At 71.3% G+C, this 19,936-nt stretch carries 13 protein-coding genes; 4 read left to right on the top strand and 9 right to left on the bottom strand.

Features of this window, described 5'->3' with window-relative positions:
* Positions 1 to 5 precede the first annotated feature (5 nt).
* The gene (locus QEZ54_RS14590) at positions 6 to 533 is read right to left on the bottom strand and encodes a signal peptidase II (protein ID WP_281305119.1); all 528 of its coding nucleotides are present in this window, start codon (positions 531 to 533) and stop codon (positions 6 to 8) included.
* 289 nt (positions 534 to 822) lie between these two features.
* Between QEZ54_RS14590 and QEZ54_RS14585 the strand changes: the two genes are divergently transcribed.
* Entirely contained in the window at positions 823 to 1,992 is a 1,170-nt protein-coding gene (locus QEZ54_RS14585) for a DUF697 domain-containing protein (RefSeq protein WP_281305118.1), read from the top strand.
* 59 nt (positions 1,993 to 2,051) lie between these two features.
* Here QEZ54_RS14585 and QEZ54_RS14580 read toward each other — a convergent pair whose 3' ends face one another.
* The 3 genes from QEZ54_RS14580 to QEZ54_RS14570 all read right to left on the bottom strand — a co-directional run bounded on the left by QEZ54_RS14580 (position 2,052) and on the right by QEZ54_RS14570 (position 5,441).
* Positions 2,052 to 2,273, bottom strand: a complete 222-nt coding sequence (locus QEZ54_RS14580; RefSeq protein ID WP_281305117.1) for a hypothetical protein — start codon at positions 2,271 to 2,273, stop codon at positions 2,052 to 2,054.
* Between the two features lie 146 nt (positions 2,274 to 2,419).
* Positions 2,420 to 5,161 (bottom strand): LuxR family transcriptional regulator, encoded by a 2,742-nt coding sequence (locus QEZ54_RS14575; protein WP_281305116.1) that lies wholly within the window; start codon positions 5,159 to 5,161, stop codon positions 2,420 to 2,422.
* A gap of 136 nt (positions 5,162 to 5,297) precedes the next feature.
* Positions 5,298 to 5,441 (bottom strand): hypothetical protein, encoded by a 144-nt coding sequence (locus tag QEZ54_RS14570; protein ID WP_281305115.1) that lies wholly within the window; start codon positions 5,439 to 5,441, stop codon positions 5,298 to 5,300.
* Positions 5,442 to 5,636: 195 nt separating this feature from the next.
* Here QEZ54_RS14570 and QEZ54_RS14565 point away from each other — a divergent pair, with 195 nt between their 5' ends.
* Positions 5,637 to 6,149: a GNAT family N-acetyltransferase gene (locus tag QEZ54_RS14565; protein WP_281305114.1), complete on the top strand. Its 513-nt coding sequence runs from the start codon at positions 5,637 to 5,639 to the stop codon at positions 6,147 to 6,149.
* Positions 6,150 to 6,230: 81 nt separating this feature from the next.
* Complete coding sequence (locus QEZ54_RS14560; RefSeq protein ID WP_281305113.1) at positions 6,231 to 6,776, top strand: hypothetical protein; 546 nt, start codon at positions 6,231 to 6,233, stop codon at positions 6,774 to 6,776.
* A 93-nt stretch (positions 6,777 to 6,869) separates the two neighbouring features.
* On the opposite strand, the gene QEZ54_RS14555 is transcribed toward QEZ54_RS14560, so the two are convergent.
* A complete protein-coding gene (locus QEZ54_RS14555; protein WP_281305112.1) occupies positions 6,870 to 8,762 on the bottom strand; it encodes a beta-propeller fold lactonase family protein in 1,893 nt (630 codons plus the stop codon).
* 545 nt (positions 8,763 to 9,307) lie between these two features.
* On the opposite strand from QEZ54_RS14555, the gene QEZ54_RS14550 reads away from it, so the two are divergent.
* The gene (locus QEZ54_RS14550; protein ID WP_281305111.1) at positions 9,308 to 10,906 is read left to right on the top strand and encodes an SMI1/KNR4 family protein; all 1,599 of its coding nucleotides are present in this window, start codon (positions 9,308 to 9,310) and stop codon (positions 10,904 to 10,906) included.
* 9 nt (positions 10,907 to 10,915) lie between these two features.
* Here the strand turns inward: QEZ54_RS14550 and QEZ54_RS14545 are convergent, their stop codons facing one another.
* The 4 genes from QEZ54_RS14545 to QEZ54_RS14530 all read right to left on the bottom strand — a co-directional run bounded on the left by QEZ54_RS14545 (position 10,916) and on the right by QEZ54_RS14530 (position 19,384).
* Positions 10,916 to 11,182, bottom strand: a complete 267-nt coding sequence (locus tag QEZ54_RS14545; RefSeq protein ID WP_281305110.1) for a hypothetical protein — start codon at positions 11,180 to 11,182, stop codon at positions 10,916 to 10,918.
* A gap of 263 nt (positions 11,183 to 11,445) precedes the next feature.
* Positions 11,446 to 12,087: a hypothetical protein gene (locus QEZ54_RS14540; protein ID WP_281305109.1), complete on the bottom strand. Its 642-nt coding sequence runs from the start codon at positions 12,085 to 12,087 to the stop codon at positions 11,446 to 11,448.
* A 10-nt stretch (positions 12,088 to 12,097) separates the two neighbouring features.
* The gene (locus tag QEZ54_RS14535; protein ID WP_281305108.1) at positions 12,098 to 16,588 is read right to left on the bottom strand and encodes a polymorphic toxin-type HINT domain-containing protein; all 4,491 of its coding nucleotides are present in this window, start codon (positions 16,586 to 16,588) and stop codon (positions 12,098 to 12,100) included.
* Between the two features lie 192 nt (positions 16,589 to 16,780).
* Entirely contained in the window at positions 16,781 to 19,384 is a 2,604-nt protein-coding gene (locus QEZ54_RS14530) for a trypsin-like serine protease (RefSeq protein WP_281305107.1), read from the bottom strand.
* Between the last annotated feature and the right edge of the window lie 552 nt (positions 19,385 to 19,936).

Raw genomic sequence — 19,936 nt, 5'->3', positions numbered from 1 at the left:
CGGTTTCAGGCCGTGGGGTCGGCCTCGACCTCGGGTGCCCGGCCGGTCATCGGGATGTCGCGCAGGTTCAGCACCAGCAGCAGCGCCACGCCCAGCACCAGCGCGATGTCGGCGACGTTGCCCACGAACGGGCCGTAGTCGATGAAGTCCACCACGTGCCCGCGCGCGAAGCCCGGCTCGCGCAGCAGGCGGTCGCCCAGGTGGGTCGCCGCCCCGCCGAGCATCAGCCCGAGCCCGACGGCCCAGGCCCGCGACCGCACCCGGCGGGCGAACCAGGTGATCGCGATGACGCCCGCCGCCGCGAACAGCGTCAGCACCCAGGTGTATCCGGTGGCGATGGAGAACGCCGCGCCCGGGTTGTAGGTCAGCCGCAGCTGGATCAGGTCGCCGATGACGTCGACCGGCGCCCGGCCGGTCAGCGCCGACACCGCCCACCACTTGGTCAGCTGGTCCACCGCGACGAGGGCGGCGGCCAGCACCAGCACCAGGGCGAACGGCCGCGACGGGCGGACCGTGGACTGCTCAACTGCCATCGCGCGCTCTCTCCGTACCCGGTCGACCGGCTCACCGGCTGGCAACCTTAACCGACGCGCGCCCCGTACGCACCCGCCCGCCGAGAGCAGTGCGGACACCCTTCGGCTGGACGGCCCGCGTGGCGACGGCCCGGCGGACGGAATCCACCGACGTTAGGCGGTCCCGCTCCGCCGAGCCGGACCGTCCTTCCGGGCGTCGGTCTATCCACATGGGCGATCCAGGCAAATACCGTGGGCGACGTTGTCGCGGCCTTGCGTGGCCGACATGCCCCGCCCTGAAGGAGACCCGTTGACCCAGCAGGTACCGCAGAGCCGCCTCTCCGAAGATCAGCTGCTATCCAAGATCATCGGTATGGTCGGCAAGAAGTACGACGAGGCGCTCGAGGAACTGGGTCACTTCAACCTGGCCATCTTCGGCAAGACCGGGGCCGGCAAGAGCACCCTGCTCAACGCGGTGTTCGGGGAGAACGTGGCCCCCTCCGGCCTGGGCCGGCCGGTCACCGCCGGGCTCACCTTCTACCGCAAGAGCGAGAGCTCGCTGGGCATCTACGACTCGCGCGGGTTCGAGACCGGCGAGTCCGCCGAGAGCCTGATGGCCGAACTGACCGACATCGTCCACCAGACCCGGCAGAAGCCGCTGGCCGAGCACATCCACGTCGCCTGGTACGTGGTCCGCTGGACCGACCGGCGGATGGAGGACGGCCAGCTCGAACTGATCAAGCACCTGGTGAGCCTGCGACTGCCCGTGATCTTCGTACTGACCCAGGTGCCCCGCAAGAACGGGCAACTGCACCCGGAGGCGGTCGAGTTCGCCCAGCACATCGAGTCGCTTGGCCTGCCGATCACCCCGCCGCGGGTGCACTTCACCAACGCCAAGGCGGACGCGTTCGAGGGCTACCCGGTACACGGGCTGCACGAGCTCTTGGAGTCCACGTTTCAGGTCGCTCCCGAGGCCGTCCACGCCGCGCTGACCGCGGCCCAGCAGATCGACCTGGAGCGCAAGCGGGCCGCCGCGCGCGCCATCGTCAGCACGGCGGTGGCGGCCGCGGGCGTCATCGGCGCGAGCCCGATCCCCTTCAGCGACGCGGTCCTGCTCGTCCCCGCGCAGGTCGGCATGATCGCGAAGATCGCCGCGACCTACGGCCTGAACATCCCGTCGGCGCGGCTGGGCACCCTCGCCGCGTCGGTGGTCATGGCGGGCGGCGCGGCCGGCATCGGCCGGTTCGCCGTGAGCGGTCTGCTCAAGCTGATCCCCGGGGTCGGCACGATCACCGGCGCGGCCATCAGCGGCACCACCGCGGCTCTGCTGACCGGCGCCATCGGCCGCGGCTGGATGCGCATCTGCGAGCAGATCCTCGCCTCGGGCGGCACCGAGATCCAGGACTTCGACAAGCTCAAGGAGATGTTCAAGGTCGAGGTCGAGCGGGACGCGCAGGAGCAGGTGACCGCGAACCACTGATCGCCTGCCGCTGCGGCAGCGGGCCGGCCACCACGGCGGGTGGCCGGCCCGCGACGCGACTACTTGGCGTCGGCCAGGTCGGCGATCGCCCGGGCAGCGCGGAAGTACGGGCTGCGGCCCAGCTCGCCGATGGTCTTGACACCCAGGGCGTCCTTGATGTGCTCGGCGGCACGCTCGCTCACACCGGCGAGTGCGGCGACCGGCGCGTTGACGAGCTCCTCCAGGCTCTTGTCCTGGTACTCCTTGTCCAGCAGCTTGGCGAGGTCAGCGGAAACCGGCATGGCATCTCCTTCGGCATCAGCGGTCCGGCACGACACCGGACGTACCGCCCGATCCTTCCACTGTCACCGCAGACGATGCCCGGCACCCCAGATTGGACGTCGCACCGCAGCTCGCGACCGGTACCGACGATCAGTCCGATCAGGACTCAGCCGGTGGACAGCGCGGCGGTGACCTCGGTGCGCGAGGCGACGCCCAGCTTGCGCAGGATGCTGGAGACGTGCACGGCCGCCGTCTTGGGCGAGATGTACAGGCGGCGGGCCAGTTCGGCGTTGGTCAGCCCGTCGGCGACCAGCAGTGCCACCTCGCGCTCGCGGGTGGTCAGCGCGGCGGTGCCGGTGACCGCCTGCCGCCCGTCGGCGGGGGCCAGGCCGAGCTGCGCCCGCAGCTGCGCGAGCTGTACGGTGCGCCAGCCGCTCCAGCGGCGCAGCAGCTCACCGGCGTGCTCGACGCTGCCCGTCGCCTCGGCCTCCCGTCCCAGCGCCAGCAGGCAGCGGGCCGTGCCCAGGTGCGCGGTGCCGCGCACGGCCGGGGCCAGCAGCGGCGACCCGGCGACCGAGCGGTAGCCGTCCAGCGCCGCCGCGGTCTGCCCGCTCACCTCGGCGAGCTGCGCCTCCACCAGCGCCCGCCAGTGGTCCCAGACCTGCCCGTCGAGCAGCTCGCCGGCGAGCAGCCGCAACTGCTCCCGCGGCAGTCCGGCGTACAGCGCCGCCGACAGCAGGTCGTGGGCCTGCTCACCGCTGCGCCACGCCTGGGCGCGCAGCCCGTCCAGCACCGGGTCGAGCAGCTCCCGGACCCGGTCGGCGTCGCCGCTGCGGCAGGCCAGGTGGAACTCGATGCAGCGCAGCACCATCGGGTCGACCTTGTCGACCTCGGCCAGATCGGACAGCAGCCGGCGGACGCGGTCCAGCGCCCCGGACTCCAGGCACAGCCCGGCGAGGAACACGGCGTGGAAGTCGGCCCGCCACCCCGAGTGCCGGTAGCCCCGGTCACGGGCGCGCCCGTCGTCGAGCGCGCCGATCGCGGCCTGCAGGTCTCCCTCGCGCATGGCCAGCCGGGCCCGGCCCTGGAAGTACGCGGCGACCGAAAGCGCCTCGAACCCGGCCCGCTCGGCGTCGCCGCGCATCCGCTCCAGCAGCTCGGCCTGCTCGGTCAGCGACGACGCCTGCGGCATCTGCAGCAGCCGGTTCAGCGCCCGCGCGGCCAGCACCCACTCGCCGAGCCGCTCGGCCTCGTCGACCAGGCCGGCCAGCACCGCGCGCCCCTCCGCCGACCGCTCGGAGTACCCGGTGAGCACGATGCCCTGCTCGACCAGCGCGGCCAGCCGGATCTGCGGCAGGTCGAACTCGGCGGCCAGCGCCAGCGCCCGGTCCGCCCAGGCCAGCGCCTCGTCGTCGCGGTCGCGCAGCATCGCCGACTGGGCGACGGCCGTCATCGCCCGCGCCTTGTCCGCGCCCGGCGGCAGCTGCGCGATGAGCTGCTCGATGTCGGCGGTGACCCGCTCCATCCACGCCTCGTCACCGGCCTCCCACGCCAGCCGGATCAGCAGGTAGAGCGCGTCGGCCCGGTCGGCGGGGCCGGCGGCCAGGTCACGCCAGCGCCGGCCGTAGCAGGCGGCGTCGTCCAGCAGCCCGGCCAGCCACGCGGCGCGGGCGGCCGCCGACAGCAGCGCCAGGTCCTCGGGCTCCTCGGCCATGCCCATCTCGGCCAACTGCAGCGCCTGGTACGCCGAGCCGATGGCCAGGTACAGCTGCGCGCCCCGGCGGGCCGCACCGACCATGTCGGCGTACCGCCCGGCGGCCTGTGCGTGGTGGGCGATCAGCGCCGGGTCGGCGTCGCCGCCGCCCAGCAGCGCCTCCAGCGCGCTCTCGTGCAGGCGGCGGCGCTGGCGGCCCAGCATCTGCCCGGTGATGGCCTCGCGGACCAGCGCGTGCCGGAAGCTGAACTCGTCCTCGCCCGCCTCCACCAGCACGCCCCGCACCACCAGCTCGCGCAGCACGCCGATCAGCTCGTCCTCGCCCGCTCCGGTGACCGTCGCCAGCAGGTCGAACGGCGCCCGGCGGCCGAGCACCGCGGCGGCCTCCACCACCCGCTGCGACGCCGGGTCGAGGCTGGCCACCTGGCGGCGCAGCACCTCGGCCAGGCTCCACGGCAGCGGCTGCTCGACCAGCGACTCCAGGTCGCCCGGCGCGCACGAGCCGAGCAGCTCCTCCAGGAAGAACGGGTTGCCGCCGGTCCGGTGGTACAGCGCGGCGGCGGTACGGTACGACACCGGCCGGCCGGTCACGGTCGCCAGCAGCGCCGCGGTCTCGGCTTCGGTGAGCCGCTCCAGCCGCAGGTGCGCCACGGCGTGCCGGCGCTCCATCCGCTCCAGCAGCGACGCGAGCGGGTGCCGGTTGCTCACCTCGTCCGGCCGGTACGTCCCGATGAGCAGGCGCGGGCCGTCGGCGTCGGCCAGGCGCTCGAACAGCGCGGCGCTCTCCGAGTCGGCCCAGTGCAGGTCCTCGAACACGACCACCGACGGGGACTCGCCGACCAGGTCGGCGACCAGGGACAGGCCGCTGTGCAGCCGCTGGACCGGGCTGCGGTGCGGATCGGTCAGCGCCGTCAGCCGGTCGGCGTCGACGCTCACCCCGGCCGCGTCGAGGGCGTCCAGCAGCAGCTCGTACGGCCGGGCCAGCGAGTCGGGCTCGGCATGGCCGACCAGCACCACGGCCTGCTCCGGCAGCGTGGGCAGCAGCTCGCGGACCAGCCGCGTCTTGCCGATGCCGGGCTCGCCGCCGATGAAGACGACGACCGGGCGGCGCGCCGCCACCAGCTGCGTCAGCTGCCGCAGCTCGCGGTCGCGACCGATCATCGCCGAGCTCACGGCACCTCGCTGGCTTCCCACGCGCGACAGCGTACCGGCGGGCCCGGACCGTTCCGGGACCCTTTTCCGGCCGCCCGGCCTGTGTGCTCGCTCTCAGCGGCCGGACACGAACAGGCCCGGGGCCGTGTGACGGCTCCCGGGCCTGCTGCGCCGGCGCTCATCGCGCCGTACGGTCGTGGCGGCGGCGCTTGTGGCCGTGCCGGTGCACCCTGGCCGCGAGCCTCTCCTTCGCGGCCTCGTCGATGAGTTCGCGATGGTGCAGCTTCGCGAGCTCGAAGTTCAGTTCGGGCAGATCGAACATCTCAGACTCCTCAGTCCGTGACACTGTGTCTTGCTGACGTCCTCAATTCTGGCCCGCCGCAACGCTTCCCCCATCCGCAGCAGCGGCGTATCTTCCCTGGCCGCGCCCTACCTAGGCGGTCACCTGCCAGCGTCTAGGCATACCTACGCACCGTGACGGCCGCCACGCCCTCCCGGCCGTGGCACACTGCCCCGCATGGAGATCACGCAGGCGCATGCGGACGACGTCGCAGGCCTGGCCCGCTTGTTGTGGTTGGACACGAACAAGGAGGAGCTGGCGCCGCAGTCCGTGGACGCGTTCGCGGCGGAACTCGCGCGGTGGTGGGCCGTCCGCCCGGATACGCACCTGGCCTTCGTCGCCCGGCTCTCCGGACCGGAGATCGTCGGTATGGCCTGGGTCGCACTCCTGCCGCGCGTCCCGCGCCCCGGCGCCACGAACCGGCTGTCCGCCGACGTCCAGACCGTCTTCGTCCTGCCGGAGCGTCGCGGCCGAGGCATCGGCTCGGCGCTGGTGGAGGCCGTCGCGGTGCACGCCGCCAACCTCGGGGCCAGCCGCGTGACGGTCCACTCCGGCCGCAGGGCGGTGCCGGTGTACGAGCGGCTGGGCTTCCAATCGTCCCGGCAGCTCCTGCAGCGGCCACCCGATGCCGCAACAGCGGATGACCGCTGTGTCATCGGCGCCGATCAGGGCCCGGTCGGCCGATCCTGAACGATTCGACGACTGTCCGTCCTTTGTGGTGCGGTGCGAAAATCAGTCCGGCAGCCGGTGGAGTCGGGCGGGGGAAGCTATATGAGCAAGGGCGGCAGCGCCACGTTCTGGACCGCGGTGGGGTCGCTCACCGCCCTCGGGGCGCTGCTCTGGGGCGTCTTCGTCTACTTCCACGAGGAGCGCGGCGCCCCGCCGCCCACACCGACCGGCGCCCCGAGGGCGCCCGGGACCATCGGCGCCTCGACGGGCACGCAGCCGGGCGACGAGATCACGCTGGAGTCGTTCCGGGGCACCTGGAACGGCAGCATCTTCCAGTTCAACCCAGGCGAGCGCTACGACGCGTCGGTGACCATCGCGCCGCCGGGCGACGGCGGATCGCTGGTCGGCACGGTGCGGTACAAGAGCCTCAAGTGCAGCGGCGAGGTGCGGTTCGCCGCGCTGGAGGGCACCACCCTGCGGCTGACCGAGTACATCACCGTCGGCGCGGCCCCTCTGTTCGGTTCGGGCTGCGTCAAGGAGGACGTGCTGGAACTGCAGTGGCGCGACCGGAACACGCTCTTCTACCGGGTCTTCCTCGAGGAGGACACGTTCAACCCGGTCGGGGAGGGCACGATCAAGCGCCAGTGAGCGGGTGCGGGACCTGTCGGGTTCGTCGCGCACCGCCCTGTCTCGTACGGGCGGCGGCCACCGCCTGGTTCCTGGGTGGCCGCCGCCCGACGGTCAGCAGCTGGTGGTGGTGTCGCCGGGGTCGGCGGCGCAGGTGTCTGCGCCGAGGCCCCCGTCGGCGGTGTCGCCGCCGGTGCCGTCCTGGACGTTGATGCTGTCGTTGCCCAGGCCGCCGCTCATCGTGTCGGTGCCCTCGGTGTCCAGGACCGTGTCGTTGCCGTTCTGGCCGTCGAGGTCGTCGTTGCCCGGTCCGCCGTAGATGTGGTCGTTGCCGTTGTCGAACAGGTACAGCAGGGAGCCTAGCAGCGTCTCACCGTAGTTGGCGTCGTCTCCGGCCTCACCGTAGAGGTAGTCGGCGCCGTTGCCACCGCCGATGACGTCGTCACCGGCACCGCCGTGGATGACGTCGTCGCTGTTGCCTCCGTCGAGGATGTCGTCGCCGGTGCCTCCGTAGATGACATCGGCGCCGTTGCCGCTGTTGATGGTGTCGTCACCGCCGAGGCCGCAGATGACGTCGGCGCCGTTGGTGCCGTTGAGGGTGTCGTTGCCGGGGGTGCCGGTGATGGTGCAGCCGTGACCGTTGCCGATGGCGGTCGTCTGGGCGGCGGTGTTGTCGGCGCTGTCGGGGTCGGTTTCGGCGGCGCTGACCGTCGCGGTTGCGGCGATCGAGCCGGTGGCCTGCGGTTCGACCGTGACTGTGATGGTCGCCGAGGCCCCGTCGGCGAGGCTGCCCAGCGCGCAGGAGACGGTCGGGGCGGTGATCGTGCAGGTGCCCTGGGACGGGTCCGCGGAGGTGACGACGTGTGCCGCGCCTGCCAGCGACAAGGTCGCGGTGGCCCCGGTGGCGGTGTCCGGGCCCTGGTTGGTCACGGTCGCGGTGTACGTGTAGGCATCCCCGAGCGCGACCGGGTCGGCCGATTCACCGACGGCCACCTCGAGATCGACGCTCGGCACCGGCTCAGGCGCCGGAAAAGCGATCTTGTACGGGCCCGGGACGCCGGTGACGGTCGCGGTGACCGTGTTGGTGGCCGTGTCGATCACCTTGATCGAGTTCGAGTTGAAGTCCGTGACGTACAGGCTGGCGCCGTCGGGGGTGATGCCCGAGGCGACCTGCGAGGTGCCACCGGTCGCGATGGTGGCGATGACCGTCGCGCTGGCCGTGTCAATCGCCACCACCTGGGCATTCTGCCGCGCCACGTAGAGCGTGGAACCGTCGGGCGTGACGGTGGTGCTCGCGGGGAACTGGCCGACCGCGATGGTGCCGACCGTATTGGTGGCGGTGTCGATCACCCATACCCGGGACTGGTTGTAGTCGGCGGCGTAGACGTGCCCACCGTCAGGGCTGATCGCCAGCGCGGTCGGCGTGCCGCCTCCGGCGGCGACGGTCGCGACGACCGCGTCGGTGGCCGTGTCGATCACCGATACCGAGGAGCCGACGAAGTTCGCCGAGTACAGTCGCGAGCCGTCCGGGGAGATCACCAGGTCGGACGGATCATTGCCCACTGGGATAGCGGCTACGACGGTGCCGGACGCGAGGTCGATGTGCTGCACACTGTGCGGCGGGGTGCCGCCGCCGGTCACGTACAGGCTGGCGCCGTCGGGGCTGACCACGAGCCCCTTGGGCGTGGGGCCTACCGCGATGCTCCCGACCACGGTGCTGGTGGCGGTGTCGATGATCGAGACGCTGTTGGAACCGCTGTTCGCCACGTAGACGCGGGAGCCGTCGGGTGCGACCGTGGCGGCGATCGGGAAGGAGCCGACGGCGATCGTCGCGGCAACGGTGTTGCTGGACGTGTCCAGCACGGTCACCGAGGCGGCCCTGATGTTGGTGACGTAGCCGAACACGGTCGAGCCGGCCGCTGCCGGGGTGCCGGGCAGCACCACCAAGCCGATGCCCGCCAGTAGTACGACGGCGGCCCGGCGGCGCAGTCCGATCCGTGCGGCCATGCGCTGTACCAGTGACATACCTGCCCTTTCCGAAAGCCTCGGCACTCCTCGACGCCAGCCGGCGTCGAGCGCTGCCGGATGGGAGGCGTGCGAACGGATCCCCTGCCAAGCGAAAGTCGCCCTCGATCGGTCGCGACGTTCCGGGGAACACTCACCATACACAGTGACAGGGATCTATTTATTCAGTTCAAGTGTCGGTTATTCGGTAGTTGTGTCCACATGGGACAGTGATGAAGCGGGCCACCAGTCCACTACATCGAAGCGGGTCGCCCATCGCAACGCAACGGAGCGTGACTGAAACCGGCGAACACGCCTCACCCATCGCCGCTGCCCAGATCCGTCACCTGTTCACGTGGAGCAGTACGTCGACGGCGCCTCGACCGACGGCCGGGGGTCGAGCCGACGAACACCGAGCGCTAGCCTCTGCCAACGGTCAGACCAGGCTGAGAGGCGACATGCAGCCCACCGGCTGGACGGGCACCCGCGATCGCGTCGACACTCGGCCGTACCCCCGCCTCCGGAGATCATCTGACACACTCGCGGCCATGCACGAGACCGAGTCCATCGCGTACGAGCTCGCGTCGGCCTTCGCCTCCGGGCTGACCGAGGCCGCCTCGATGCAGGCCGTGGTGGCCGAGCGCGGTATGCAGAGCCAAACCTACGGCGCCGGCGGCCGGCCCGCCCGGCTGGGCGGCCGAAACGGCATGCCGCTGCTGCTCGCCCGGATGCGGTCCGCCGCCGGGGCGACGGATGCCCTGTGTGTCGAAGTGGCGGTGACCGAGACCGGCGAGTACACGGTCACCTACTCCGGCGACGTGCCGTCGCTGCCGCCGCGCGTGGTCCTGGACCGCGCCTACCGGTTCCCGAACCACCCGCTGCCGGGCATGGCCAGGACCGAGGCGGCCGTGACCGACGGCCGCCCCACCGACCCCGCCATCGTCGCCGAGGTGCGGGTCCTCGTCGACGAGTTCATCCGCGAGCACACCCGGCTGCACGGATCAGCGCCGGTCCTCGGCTCCGGATACACGGAGGCGGAGATCCTCGCGGCGGAGGCTCGGCTGGGGGCCCGGCTCCCCGAGGACCTGCGGGCGCTGTACCGCACCGTCCACGACGACAGCCTCGAGTCCGGTCTGCTGGCCGGGTACAGCCTGGCCTCGCTGGAGAAGGTCGTCGAATGGCACCGGCCGGACGACTCGTTCGAGTACGGGCCGAACGCCGGGTTCAGCGGGCTGCTCGATGCCGGCCTGTTCGCGTACGACCCGGTGGTCTTCGAGACGTACCCGCACGGGCGCGTGCGGCGGCTGTCGCGAAATGACCGGTGGGTGATGTTCGCCCCGGACTACGGCATGAACTACGCGGCCGTCGACCTCGACCCGGCACCGGGCGGCGCCTACGGGCAGGTGCTCAAGTTCGGTCGCGACGTCCACGGGCCCGCCCAGTACATCGCGCCGTCGGTACGTCATCTCGTGCACGCCGCCCTGGCCGCCATGCGCACCGCCCAGCCGGGCGAGGAGTGGACCGCCGACAGGCGGCCCCGGCCGGACCACCAGTGGTCGGTCGACCTCGGCGCCGCCGACCTGGCCGCCGAGGTCGCCGCCCACCACCAGCCTGAGGCGGTCCAGGCGGTGCACCTGCGCCAGGTCGACCGGGTACGCCTCACCGACCTGGCCGGATTCCCGAACCTGCGCTCGATCCGCATGCTCGACGTGCGGCAGGTGGCCGAGCACGTCGACCTGTCGATCGCGGCCGGTCAGCCGGTGGAGCAGGTGCACATCACCGCCAGGTCGTTCGATCCGCGCCTGCTCGCCTCCGCGCCGACGGTCCGCTACCTGACGCTCGGCGGCAACAGCGACCCGGTTTCGGTCGCGGCCCTGGCCGAGCTTCCCGAACTGGTACGGCTCGACCTCGCCGACGCGGACGTCGCCGACATCGCTTCGGTCGCGGGCTTCCCGGCGCTACGGGTGCTCATCCTCGACGACCGGCAGTGGAACGAACTCCTGGCCACCGGCCGGGTCCCGCAGCAGCTGACCGGCGCGGGACTGGGCGGGCACACCAGCGTCGCCCAGGCGGCCGCCTGGTTGACCGCCGTCCAGGGGCCTGATCGCCCGGCCTGCGGCCACCGCACCATCCGGGGCAGGTTGTGAGGACGCGGCTCAGGGCCGGGTGAGGTTCTCGGGCGGATACCAGATGCCGCGCCAGACGGGGACGCCGAGGGGCCAGCCGGAAGGAGCGTCGCCAGGCTGGAAGTGCGCCAGGTCAGGGTCCTCGACGACCCTCGTCACGGGCGGCACGGGCGGGCCGTACCGGTGCTGGACGATCTCCAGGCAGTCGTCGAGGTTCTGGCCGGTCACCCCCACGACCGGCGGCCAGCCGTGCGGGTAGGTCATGGAGATGTCGTAGTGGATCCAGTACCTGGTCATGTCCCACCGCCTTTGTCCCGGTGGAGAGTACGGGGTGAGGATCAGCGGCTTCGGCCGCCGTCGTCTCGGCGCCCGGGTCGAGTCCGCCCACGCCGAGTTCCGCCGCCGCCTCTCGAACCCCCAGTACGCGGGCTGAACCGACCCGGACGACGAAACGGCCCGGCACGGCACGCAGACGCGCGTGCCATGCCGGGCCGTCCGCTTCTCACCGGCTCGGGGCGCTGCCCGGAGTCGCCGAGTCCCTGGACCAGCCGACGCTTCGGTCAATCCGGCGCTACGAGGTGGTCGTAGCAGCCGACCAGGAACTGTCCGTAGTCGAAGCTGGCGCCCAGGGCCACGTACCGATCGTATTGACTTCGCGTCACCTCATGCCCGTACGCGGTGAGTTCACGCAGCAGCAGCCGGAATGCCAGGTCAGGGCAGGCATGGGTCGCGACGAGGCTGAGCGCCGGCACGACACCGGGAACATACCTCGGTCCCGCACGCAGTGACGACTCCAGCAGCCCTACCGCCACCAGCGCTATCTCATCCAGGACCGCGCCCGTCAGATGCCCGTAGGCGCCTGACGGGACGCGTGCCTGGAAACCCTCCCGTTCCTGCAGCAGCCGTTCCTGGCTCAGCTGGACGATCCGGCGCAGCCACTCCCGTCCGTCCCAACCTGCGCGCCGCAGATCGTGACAGCGATCCGTGGCCGCCGACCACAGCGCTTCGATGGCCCACGTGGGCACGGCGGACTCATCCAGCCGCAGCGCGTCGATCAGGACGGACTCCAGCAGATACGGCGGATTCTTCGCCGCATACGCCGACAGCACCTCGACATCGGTGCCTCCGTGCCGCCAGTCCTGGTGGAAGGCTTTCAGAAGGTCGGTCAGCCCGAAATCCAGCTCCCCGTATCGTCCGCTCATGAGGTGACGCTCAGTTCCGCGGCAGGGGGAACATGGTCTTGACGAACCATCCCTTGGGATCGCGGTAGTCCCTCACGATGACCACCCGGACTCGGGTACTCGCATCGCTAATCTTCATCGTCGCGCCGTCCCACTCGTAGACCTTGCCGAGCGAGGTGAGCTTTACGCCGTTCGCGTCGAGCACCTCCACCGTCACGTCGAATTCTATGTCCGCCTTGCTGCCGTTCTTCCATGTCGCCATGGCCGACAAGCGCGCCTGGAATGCCTTCTTCAGGGCTTCCTGCGCAACCGACAGGTCGGTGAACACGCCGTTGATGCCCTTCGCCTTGGCGAGGGTTTCAGCAGCAGCCTGGTCCACGCCCAGCAGCGCCCCGTTGGTGCCGTACGGACCTTCGGCCACATGCTCCCTGATGGTGTGGGCTTCGAGAGGGAAGTCCCGGTGATCCTTGAGCAGGTTGAGGCAGTTGTGGACGAGGACATCCGACTGCGTCTCGCGCGACACCAGGAACGTGTGCGGCCCGTCGACGGTGAGGTCGAAGACCTTCTCGGCCACGCTGGTGGGGCGTGGGCGCACACCTGCCACCTCGTGGCGGATGCCGTACCTGCCGACCAGGACGTCACCCGCCCGCAGCTGGGCCACCGTCTGCCAACCCACCCCATCGACGTACAGGCGGTGACCGGGCGTACTGGTGATGGTGCCGACCCCGTCGATGTCGACGTCGAGCAACCGCGTGGTGGCGTGCTGGAACGTGTCGGTGACCGACTGGGCGGTGACGGCACCGGTCTGCGGATCCCTCGACAGCAGTCGGTCACCGACCCCGACGGTCTCGATGGTGCGCCGTGAGCCGTCCGCCATGGTCACCAGCGTCCCGGCCGGGAAGCTGTTGTCCACGCAGGTGGTGCGGACTTCGTTGGCGATGTTCGCTTCGGTCTCAAGCTGCTTGACCAGAGCGCGATCGGCGCTCGCCTCCCTGCGCAGAGCGGCCAGCGCCGCCTCGAGCCCCGCGCCGTCCTTCAGGGTGGCGCGGAACCGGGCGACAGCGCCGATGAGCGAGTCGAGCCGGTTCATCGACGCCGTGGTGTAGACGAGCAGGGTGGTGTCGAGGGCCAAGCGGGCGTCGGTGACGGCGACCCCGGTCAGCAACGCCCAGCGCAGCGCCGTGACATATTTGACGCCCTTGATCAGGGTGGTCGTCGGGATGACCGTCAGGGCCGCCCAGGCGCACGGACCGTTGAGTCCCGGGTTGTTGAAGCACTTGACGAAGTCGTCGGTCAGGATGTGGAACAGCAGCTTGGCACTGTCCCCCGTGGCACATCCACCGTCCTTGTCGCAGTACACCTTGTAGTGCTGCGAGTATTCGGTGTAGGTGAGTTCGGCCGTGGTGTCGTACTGCGGGTTGTCCAGTGGCTTGCTGCTCAGCAGCAGGGTGTCGGTCGAGGTGTACTGCCCGTGGCAGGCGGTGATCGAGAGGTTCGGCACCGGGCACGTCTTCATCACGTAGTCGATGTCACCGGTCACCTTCACCGTGACGGGGACGTCGCACACCTCCACGCCGGCCTTGTTCTTGTGCCAGGTGTCATCGGCGGTGAACCAGCCCGTCGCGGTGCCCGGATCCTCCTCGACGCACTTTGAGATGTCCTCGCGGATGATCTCCTGCTTGGTGTTCGGCTGCGGCACGGCTTCGACGAACGAGACCCGGCCGTCCTCTCCGACGAACACCGTCTCCGTCTGGACCACTCCCTCCAACTGCTCCTGCAACTGGAGCCGCCAAGCGGCGTAGCCCGCCTCTGTCGCGGCAGCGGCCGCTTCGTCGGCGCTGTCCCCGGCCGCCAGAGCGGAGGCGGCAGCGGCATCGGCGGCGGCCTGGGCCTCGGCCGCGTAGGCCGCGGCCTGCTGGGCGGATGCGGCAGCAGCGGTCGCCGCCAGAGCCGCCCGCTGGGCGGCCGCAGCCGCGGAAGCAGCGTTGGCCTGGGCCTGCTGGGCGTACGACGCGGCCTGCGCGGCGGAGGCCTTGGCCGCGGCCGCCGACGCGGCCGCCTGGACGGCGAACGCGTTCGCCTGCGCCGCCGAGGCCTGGGCCTGGTTGGCATAGCCCGCGGCCTCGGCCGCCGCGCCTCGGGCGGTTGCCGCCGCCTGCGCCGCCTCGGCCGCGTACTGGCGAGCGGTGGCGACGTTCCCGTCGATCGCGGCGAGGTAGGAGTCGATGGTGGCGTTGTGCGCCGTCGCGTCGGCGTCCCGTTGCTGCGCCTTGGGAAGACCGGTCTGCAGGAAGGGAACCAGACCCGACGCCGGGCCGGACAGCACGGCCTGCGCTACCGCTCTGACTTCCGGACCGCCGGTGGCCAGGTTCTGGGTCACCAGCACCCGGTTGTCCGATTCCCGGGCGAGATACTGGCCGGTGGCCAGGAACTCGCGTACCTGCTCGATGGTTCCGTTGAGCGCCTGGCTCGCGCCGGCCTGCACACCGGGGCCGCCGGCGGCCATGATCTGCGACAGCAGGATGCGGTCGTCGTCGTCCTTGCCCGGGTAGGCGCCCGTGGCGAGGAACTCCCGGACCTGCTCGACGGTGCCGACCGAGGCGGTCTCGGCGGCCAGTCGCTGCTCGAGCTTCGTGGCCTGGTGTGCGATCGCCATGACGCTGGCACGGTCGTCGCGTTCACGGGCAGTGGCCAGACCACTGGACAGGAACCCGAGCATCTCGGGGTCTCCCCCGGCGAGGGCGGACTCGGCAGCGGACCTGATCCACGGTCCGCCTGCGGTGAGCAGGCGCACTGCGGCCTGGCGTCCCTTGGTGACAGCGGTCGCCGGGTCGACGCCGGGTGCGGTCGCCTCCGTCAGCAGCCGCTCGGCCTCCTGGCCGTACTGGACGGCTTGGCCTGCCTGCCACGCGGCGGTCTTGCGTGCCTCGTCCTCCGCCCGTGCGGCTTCCACTGCCTCTGCCACTGCGGTGGCCTGCTGGGCCGCCAGCCGCTCGGCGTCAGAATCGCGTGAGATCTGGGCGACTCGGTGTGCCTGGGTCGCGGCTTCCTGCGCCGTGTCCGCGGCAGCGGCGGCTTCCGTCGCCGCGGCTTGCGAGGTACTGGCGGCGGTAGCCGCCTCACCGGCATGCGCGGCGGCCGCTTCCGCCGCCGCCGCCGCGGCCTCCGCGTGGGCGGCCGCCTGATTGGCCGCACGTTGGGCGTCACCGGCCGCTGCTGCGGCCTGTCCGGCGATGGCGCTGGTGGCGTTGGCGGCGCGGATCGCCTCCTCTGCCGCGGCCTTCGCCTTCGCGGCGGCTCGCCGGGCGACTTCTGCCTGCTCGGCCGACACCCCGGAGTAGCCGGCGGCGTCGGTGGCAGCCTGGGCCGCGGCTGCGGCGTTCGCGCCCGCGCTGGCCGCGGCCTGAGCCGCAGCTGCCGATTCGCTGGCGGCGCGACCTGCCCACGCGGCGGCCTCACCAGCCGATCGCGAGTCGGCGGCGGCCTTGCGCGCCAGCACGGCCGCGGCACGCGCCGCGTCGGCCTTGGCCGCATCGGTCGCCGCACCGGCTGCGGCGGCACGTGCCCTCGCCGCCGCGTCGCCGGCCAGTGCCGAGGCAGCAGCCGCGGCGGCGGCGGCGTCTGCCGCCTGGCGCGCGGCCGCGTTGGCGGCCGCGGCGGCGCTGGACGCGGTGCGCGCGGCGTCCGCGGCACGGCCTGCCGCATCGGCAGCCCGGCCGGCAGCCACCGCCGCCTTCCCAGCGGCACCCTGTGCGGCCTGGGTCTCCGCGGCGGCCCGCTGCGCGGCCTCCTTCGCCAGCCTCGCCGCGTCGATGGCCCGCGCTGAGGCGTCCTTGGCCGCCTGCGACTGCTCGCCGGCCCGCTGCGAGGCGTTGAGAGACAAATCCGCCAGCTGCGCGACGGTCAGGGTCTCCTCGTCGCGGGCTGCGGCGACCTGCCATCCGGTGGCAAGGAACTGACGCACGTCGCCGACGGTGCCGTTCAAGGCCGCTGCGGCGGCTGCCTTCACTTCTGGACCGCCGGTGGCCATCAACTGCGTCAGCCGCACCCGGTCGTCATCGTTGCGCGCAGCGTACTGGCCGTCGCGCACGAACGCGATCACCTTGTCGATCGAACCGTTCATCGCGGTCGCCGCCGCCGCCCGGACTCCCGGGCCGCCGGCGGACATGATCTGCGACAACCGGACGCGCTGATCGTCCTCGAACGGCTTCTTGTACCCGTGGTCCAGGAACGCGGTCACGTCGGCCGAGGAGCCGGCCAGCGCCCTCATCCCAGCCGAACGCACACCGGGACCGGAGACGGCCAGCAGCTGCTCAAGCTGCGCACGGAGGTCCTGCTCGGTCGCCGCGACATGGCCGGTGCTCAGGAACGCCGCGATGTCCTGGTCGGAGCCGGCCAAGGCCTGCTCCGCCGCGCGGCGGACCTCCGGGCCCCCGGTCTTCCACACTGCCAGGACCTGGGCCCGGCCGCTGGGGGTGGTGACGGCGGCGTGGGCGGGAGGTACGGCGAGCAGCGCCGACATCAGTGCTGCCGCTATCGCTGCCGCCGTCACCCGCCGGGGTAACGTCTTCGTTCTCACGTTTGATGAACCTTTCGAAGAAGGTGATGTGGTCGACCGTGGGGCGGATCGGCATACGACCCGCACGCTTCGCCCGCCCTGCCGCCGCGCCGGAGTGGGCGCGGCGGCAGGGCTCGGGCTGCGGTGTCGATACCGCTAGTTGGTGATGGGGGCGCCGAGGCTGCGCACCGCGGCCCAGGACGCGACCGGGTCCCAGGCCTTGAGGCTCAGGTTGCCGCCGGAGTTGACGTAGACCTCAATACCGCTGGTCACGGGGTTGAAGATCACCCAGGGGCTGTTGGTGGTCGGGGTGCTCAGAGTGCTCGGACCGGCCCAGACGCCGGAGGGCTGCCACCACTTCTCCTTCAGCAGTCCACCGGAGTTGGCGTAGACCTGGATGTTGCCGATCGTCGGGTTGTAGATCGCCGCCGGGCTGCCGGTCATGGTGACACCGAGGTTGCCCAGGCCGCCCGACCAGCCGGTGGTGGGGTTCCAGAACCGCTCCGACAGCGTGCCGCCCGCGTTGACATACACCTGGATGTTGCCGAGCTGCGGGTTGTAGAGCGCCGAGGGCTGGCCGGTGATCGCGGTGCTCATGTTCGACGTGCCCCACGCGGTGCCGTTGAACCACTTCTCGTACAGCACTCCACCGGAATTGAAGTAGAGCTGCATGTTGCCCAGCTTCGGGTTGTACACCGCGGTCGGGCTGCCGGCGATGGCCGTGGTCAGGCTCGCCACCGCCGCCCAGCCGCCGCTCGGGGTCCAGTGCCGCGACTTGAGGACGTTGCCCGAGTTGAAGTACACCCCGATCATCTTGGTCTTCGGGTTGAACAGCACCGCCGGCTGACCCGAGGCGGCCACGCCGAAGGAGGTGGTCGTCCACGTGGTGCCGTCGAACGACTTCTCGGTGAGGTTGCCGCCGGAGACGTAGTACACCTGGATGTTGTTGTTGACCGGGTTCACGATCGCGGTCGGGATGCCCTGCGTCGTCGCGCCGAGCGACTCGGCCGCCGACCAGTTCGTGCCGTCGAACCGGACGACCTTCAGCGTGCCGCCGGAGTTGAAGTAGACCTCGGTGTTGCCGGTGCGGGCGTTGACGACGGTCGAGTTGGCCGCCGGCGAGCGGAAGGCGGTGGTCGCCTTGTTCCAGCTCTGGACGGTCGCCAGCCGGCCCGCGTACCACGCACCGACGGTGCTCGCACCGGTCTTGACCGCGCCGAACCGGAGACCGCCGGTGGCGTTCCACTTCGTGCCGGTGTTACCGATGACGGCCTGGTTGATCCCGTCGATGTCCAGCGTCATCAACCCGCCGGTCGCCTTGAACGCGATCGTGATGAGCGCCCACTGGTTCAGCTGCACGCTGTTGTCGGGAGCAGCGGCGGTGACCCAGGTGGCGGAGGTGCTGTCGGCCGAGCTCATGGCGAACCGCCAGGACATCGTGGCAGCGTCGGTGTACAGCTTGAACCCGGCCGCCTGAGTTCCGTCCTGCGACAGGACCACGCCGCCGGCCGCGGTCGGCTTGACCCGCGCGCTGATGGTGAAGTCCGCCGTGGTGTTCACGGCCGGCCCGGCCGAGGTCAGCTGGCCGCTGGTGCCGTTGAACTCCACCGCCGGGCTGTAGGTGTCGCCCGTCGCCCACGTCGTGCCGGCGGCGCCGGTCAGCGGTGCCCCGGCACCGGTGAAGACGTTGTCGGCGGTCGCGGCGACCGCGGTGCCGGATCCTGCGGCGGGCATGTCGGCCAGGGTCCACGTGTGGGCCGCGGTCGCCGACGTGACGAGGTTGGCCCAGGTGCCGAAGTCGTCGGTGCGAGCGGCCGTGATGCTGCTGTCGGTGCTCGTGGTGTCCGGGCAGCCGGACTGCCCGGCCTGGCTGAGCACCGCGGCGACCTTGCCGGAGGCGAGGACAGGCGCACCGGCCATGCCCTTGCACAGCTGCGCTCCGGTGGCGGCGGTCAGCGTGCCGGCGGCGGCGGTGTCGAAGTTCACCTGGGCTGCCTGCTGCACATCGCTGGTCCATCCGGTGCCCGAGCGCACGTACCCGAACGTGTCCAGGTTCGTGCCGGTCGGGGCGGCCGTCGGGGCCAGGGCCAGGGGCGTGATGTCGGTGACGGGTGCGGCGAGGCGCGCCAGGACCGCGTCACGGTCGGCACGCGGGCTGATCCAGTCGATCGCGGTCGCCGCGTGGCCGGGGAACACGACGCTGCTCGCGCGGGCGGGCACGCCCTCGGCGAGGGTCGGCACCTGCACCTGGTCGGCGAAGCAGCTGGCGGCGGTGACCACCCAGCGCGGCGCGATCAGGGTCGCCGTGCAGCTGCGCTCCGCCGCGGCCAGCTTGCCGATCGCCGCCTCCGCGCCGGTGACCGGTGCCAGTCCGCTTCCGACGCGCAACTCCAGCAGCGTCGACGAGGTCCCGGGGATCGAGCCCTCGCCCACCGGCTCCCACTGGTTCGCCGCGACGTCGACGACCTCGAGGTCGCCGTCGGTGTCCAGCGTCGCCTTGAGCGGGTGCGAGTCGGCCTTGATGTTGTAGACGTCGACGATCTCGACGGTCAACCGCCCCGCCGACCCGGACACCGCGAAGCACACGTGGCTCGACAGCTCCGGACGCGTGTAGTCGGGCCGCCGGTATAGCTCGATCATCGAACCCGTACCCGTGCAGTCGGCCAGGACGATGTGGCCGTCACCGGCCACCAGTGTGATGTCCTGCTCGGCCAGGATCTGGGCCGCGTTCGGGTATGCGCCGTCCTCCACGAGCGACACTGGCCCGGGCGTCGGATCCGCCCACGCCGCGGTGCCGCTCATGAGCACCGCAGCGCATGCCACCCCCACCGTAAGCCTTCGAAAAGTGCTTGGCAGCACACGTACTCCTTCATAGAGAATGCCGGCGTCAATCGCACGGCAAAGAGGAAGGTCATTGAGCGGGCGTCACGCTACACGCACGGCGCACCATCCGCTGCCCCGTCCGAATCGCTCGTGTTTGAACCGACCATTGACATCGTCAACCGAGTCATGCCGGACCGGACGGGGCAGCGCACCGCTTGATATGCGTGTAGCCTGACTCCCGAGCGGTGTACTTTCCGGATTGCAGCCTGCTGTGCAGGCATTTCGTGAAGGAGCAGGTGTACTGCCGAACGGTTCGGGGCGGCTTGCGGCGGAGGCTGCATGGCGGCCGCATCCGCGTATCGACTGGTGGTTCCCGACGTCCCGGCTGCCCATGTCCAGGATCTCGCGCCCTTAATCCAGGGCGCCCTGACGGGCTACGGAAATTGCGTTCTCCGCCGACTTCGATTCGGGCGGCGAAGCCGACATCGT

The organism is Catellatospora sp. KI3, assembly GCF_029948125.1.
Taxonomy (GTDB): Bacteria; Actinomycetota; Actinomycetes; order Mycobacteriales; family Micromonosporaceae; genus Catellatospora.
This window is presented reverse-complemented; position numbering and strand designations above follow the sequence as displayed.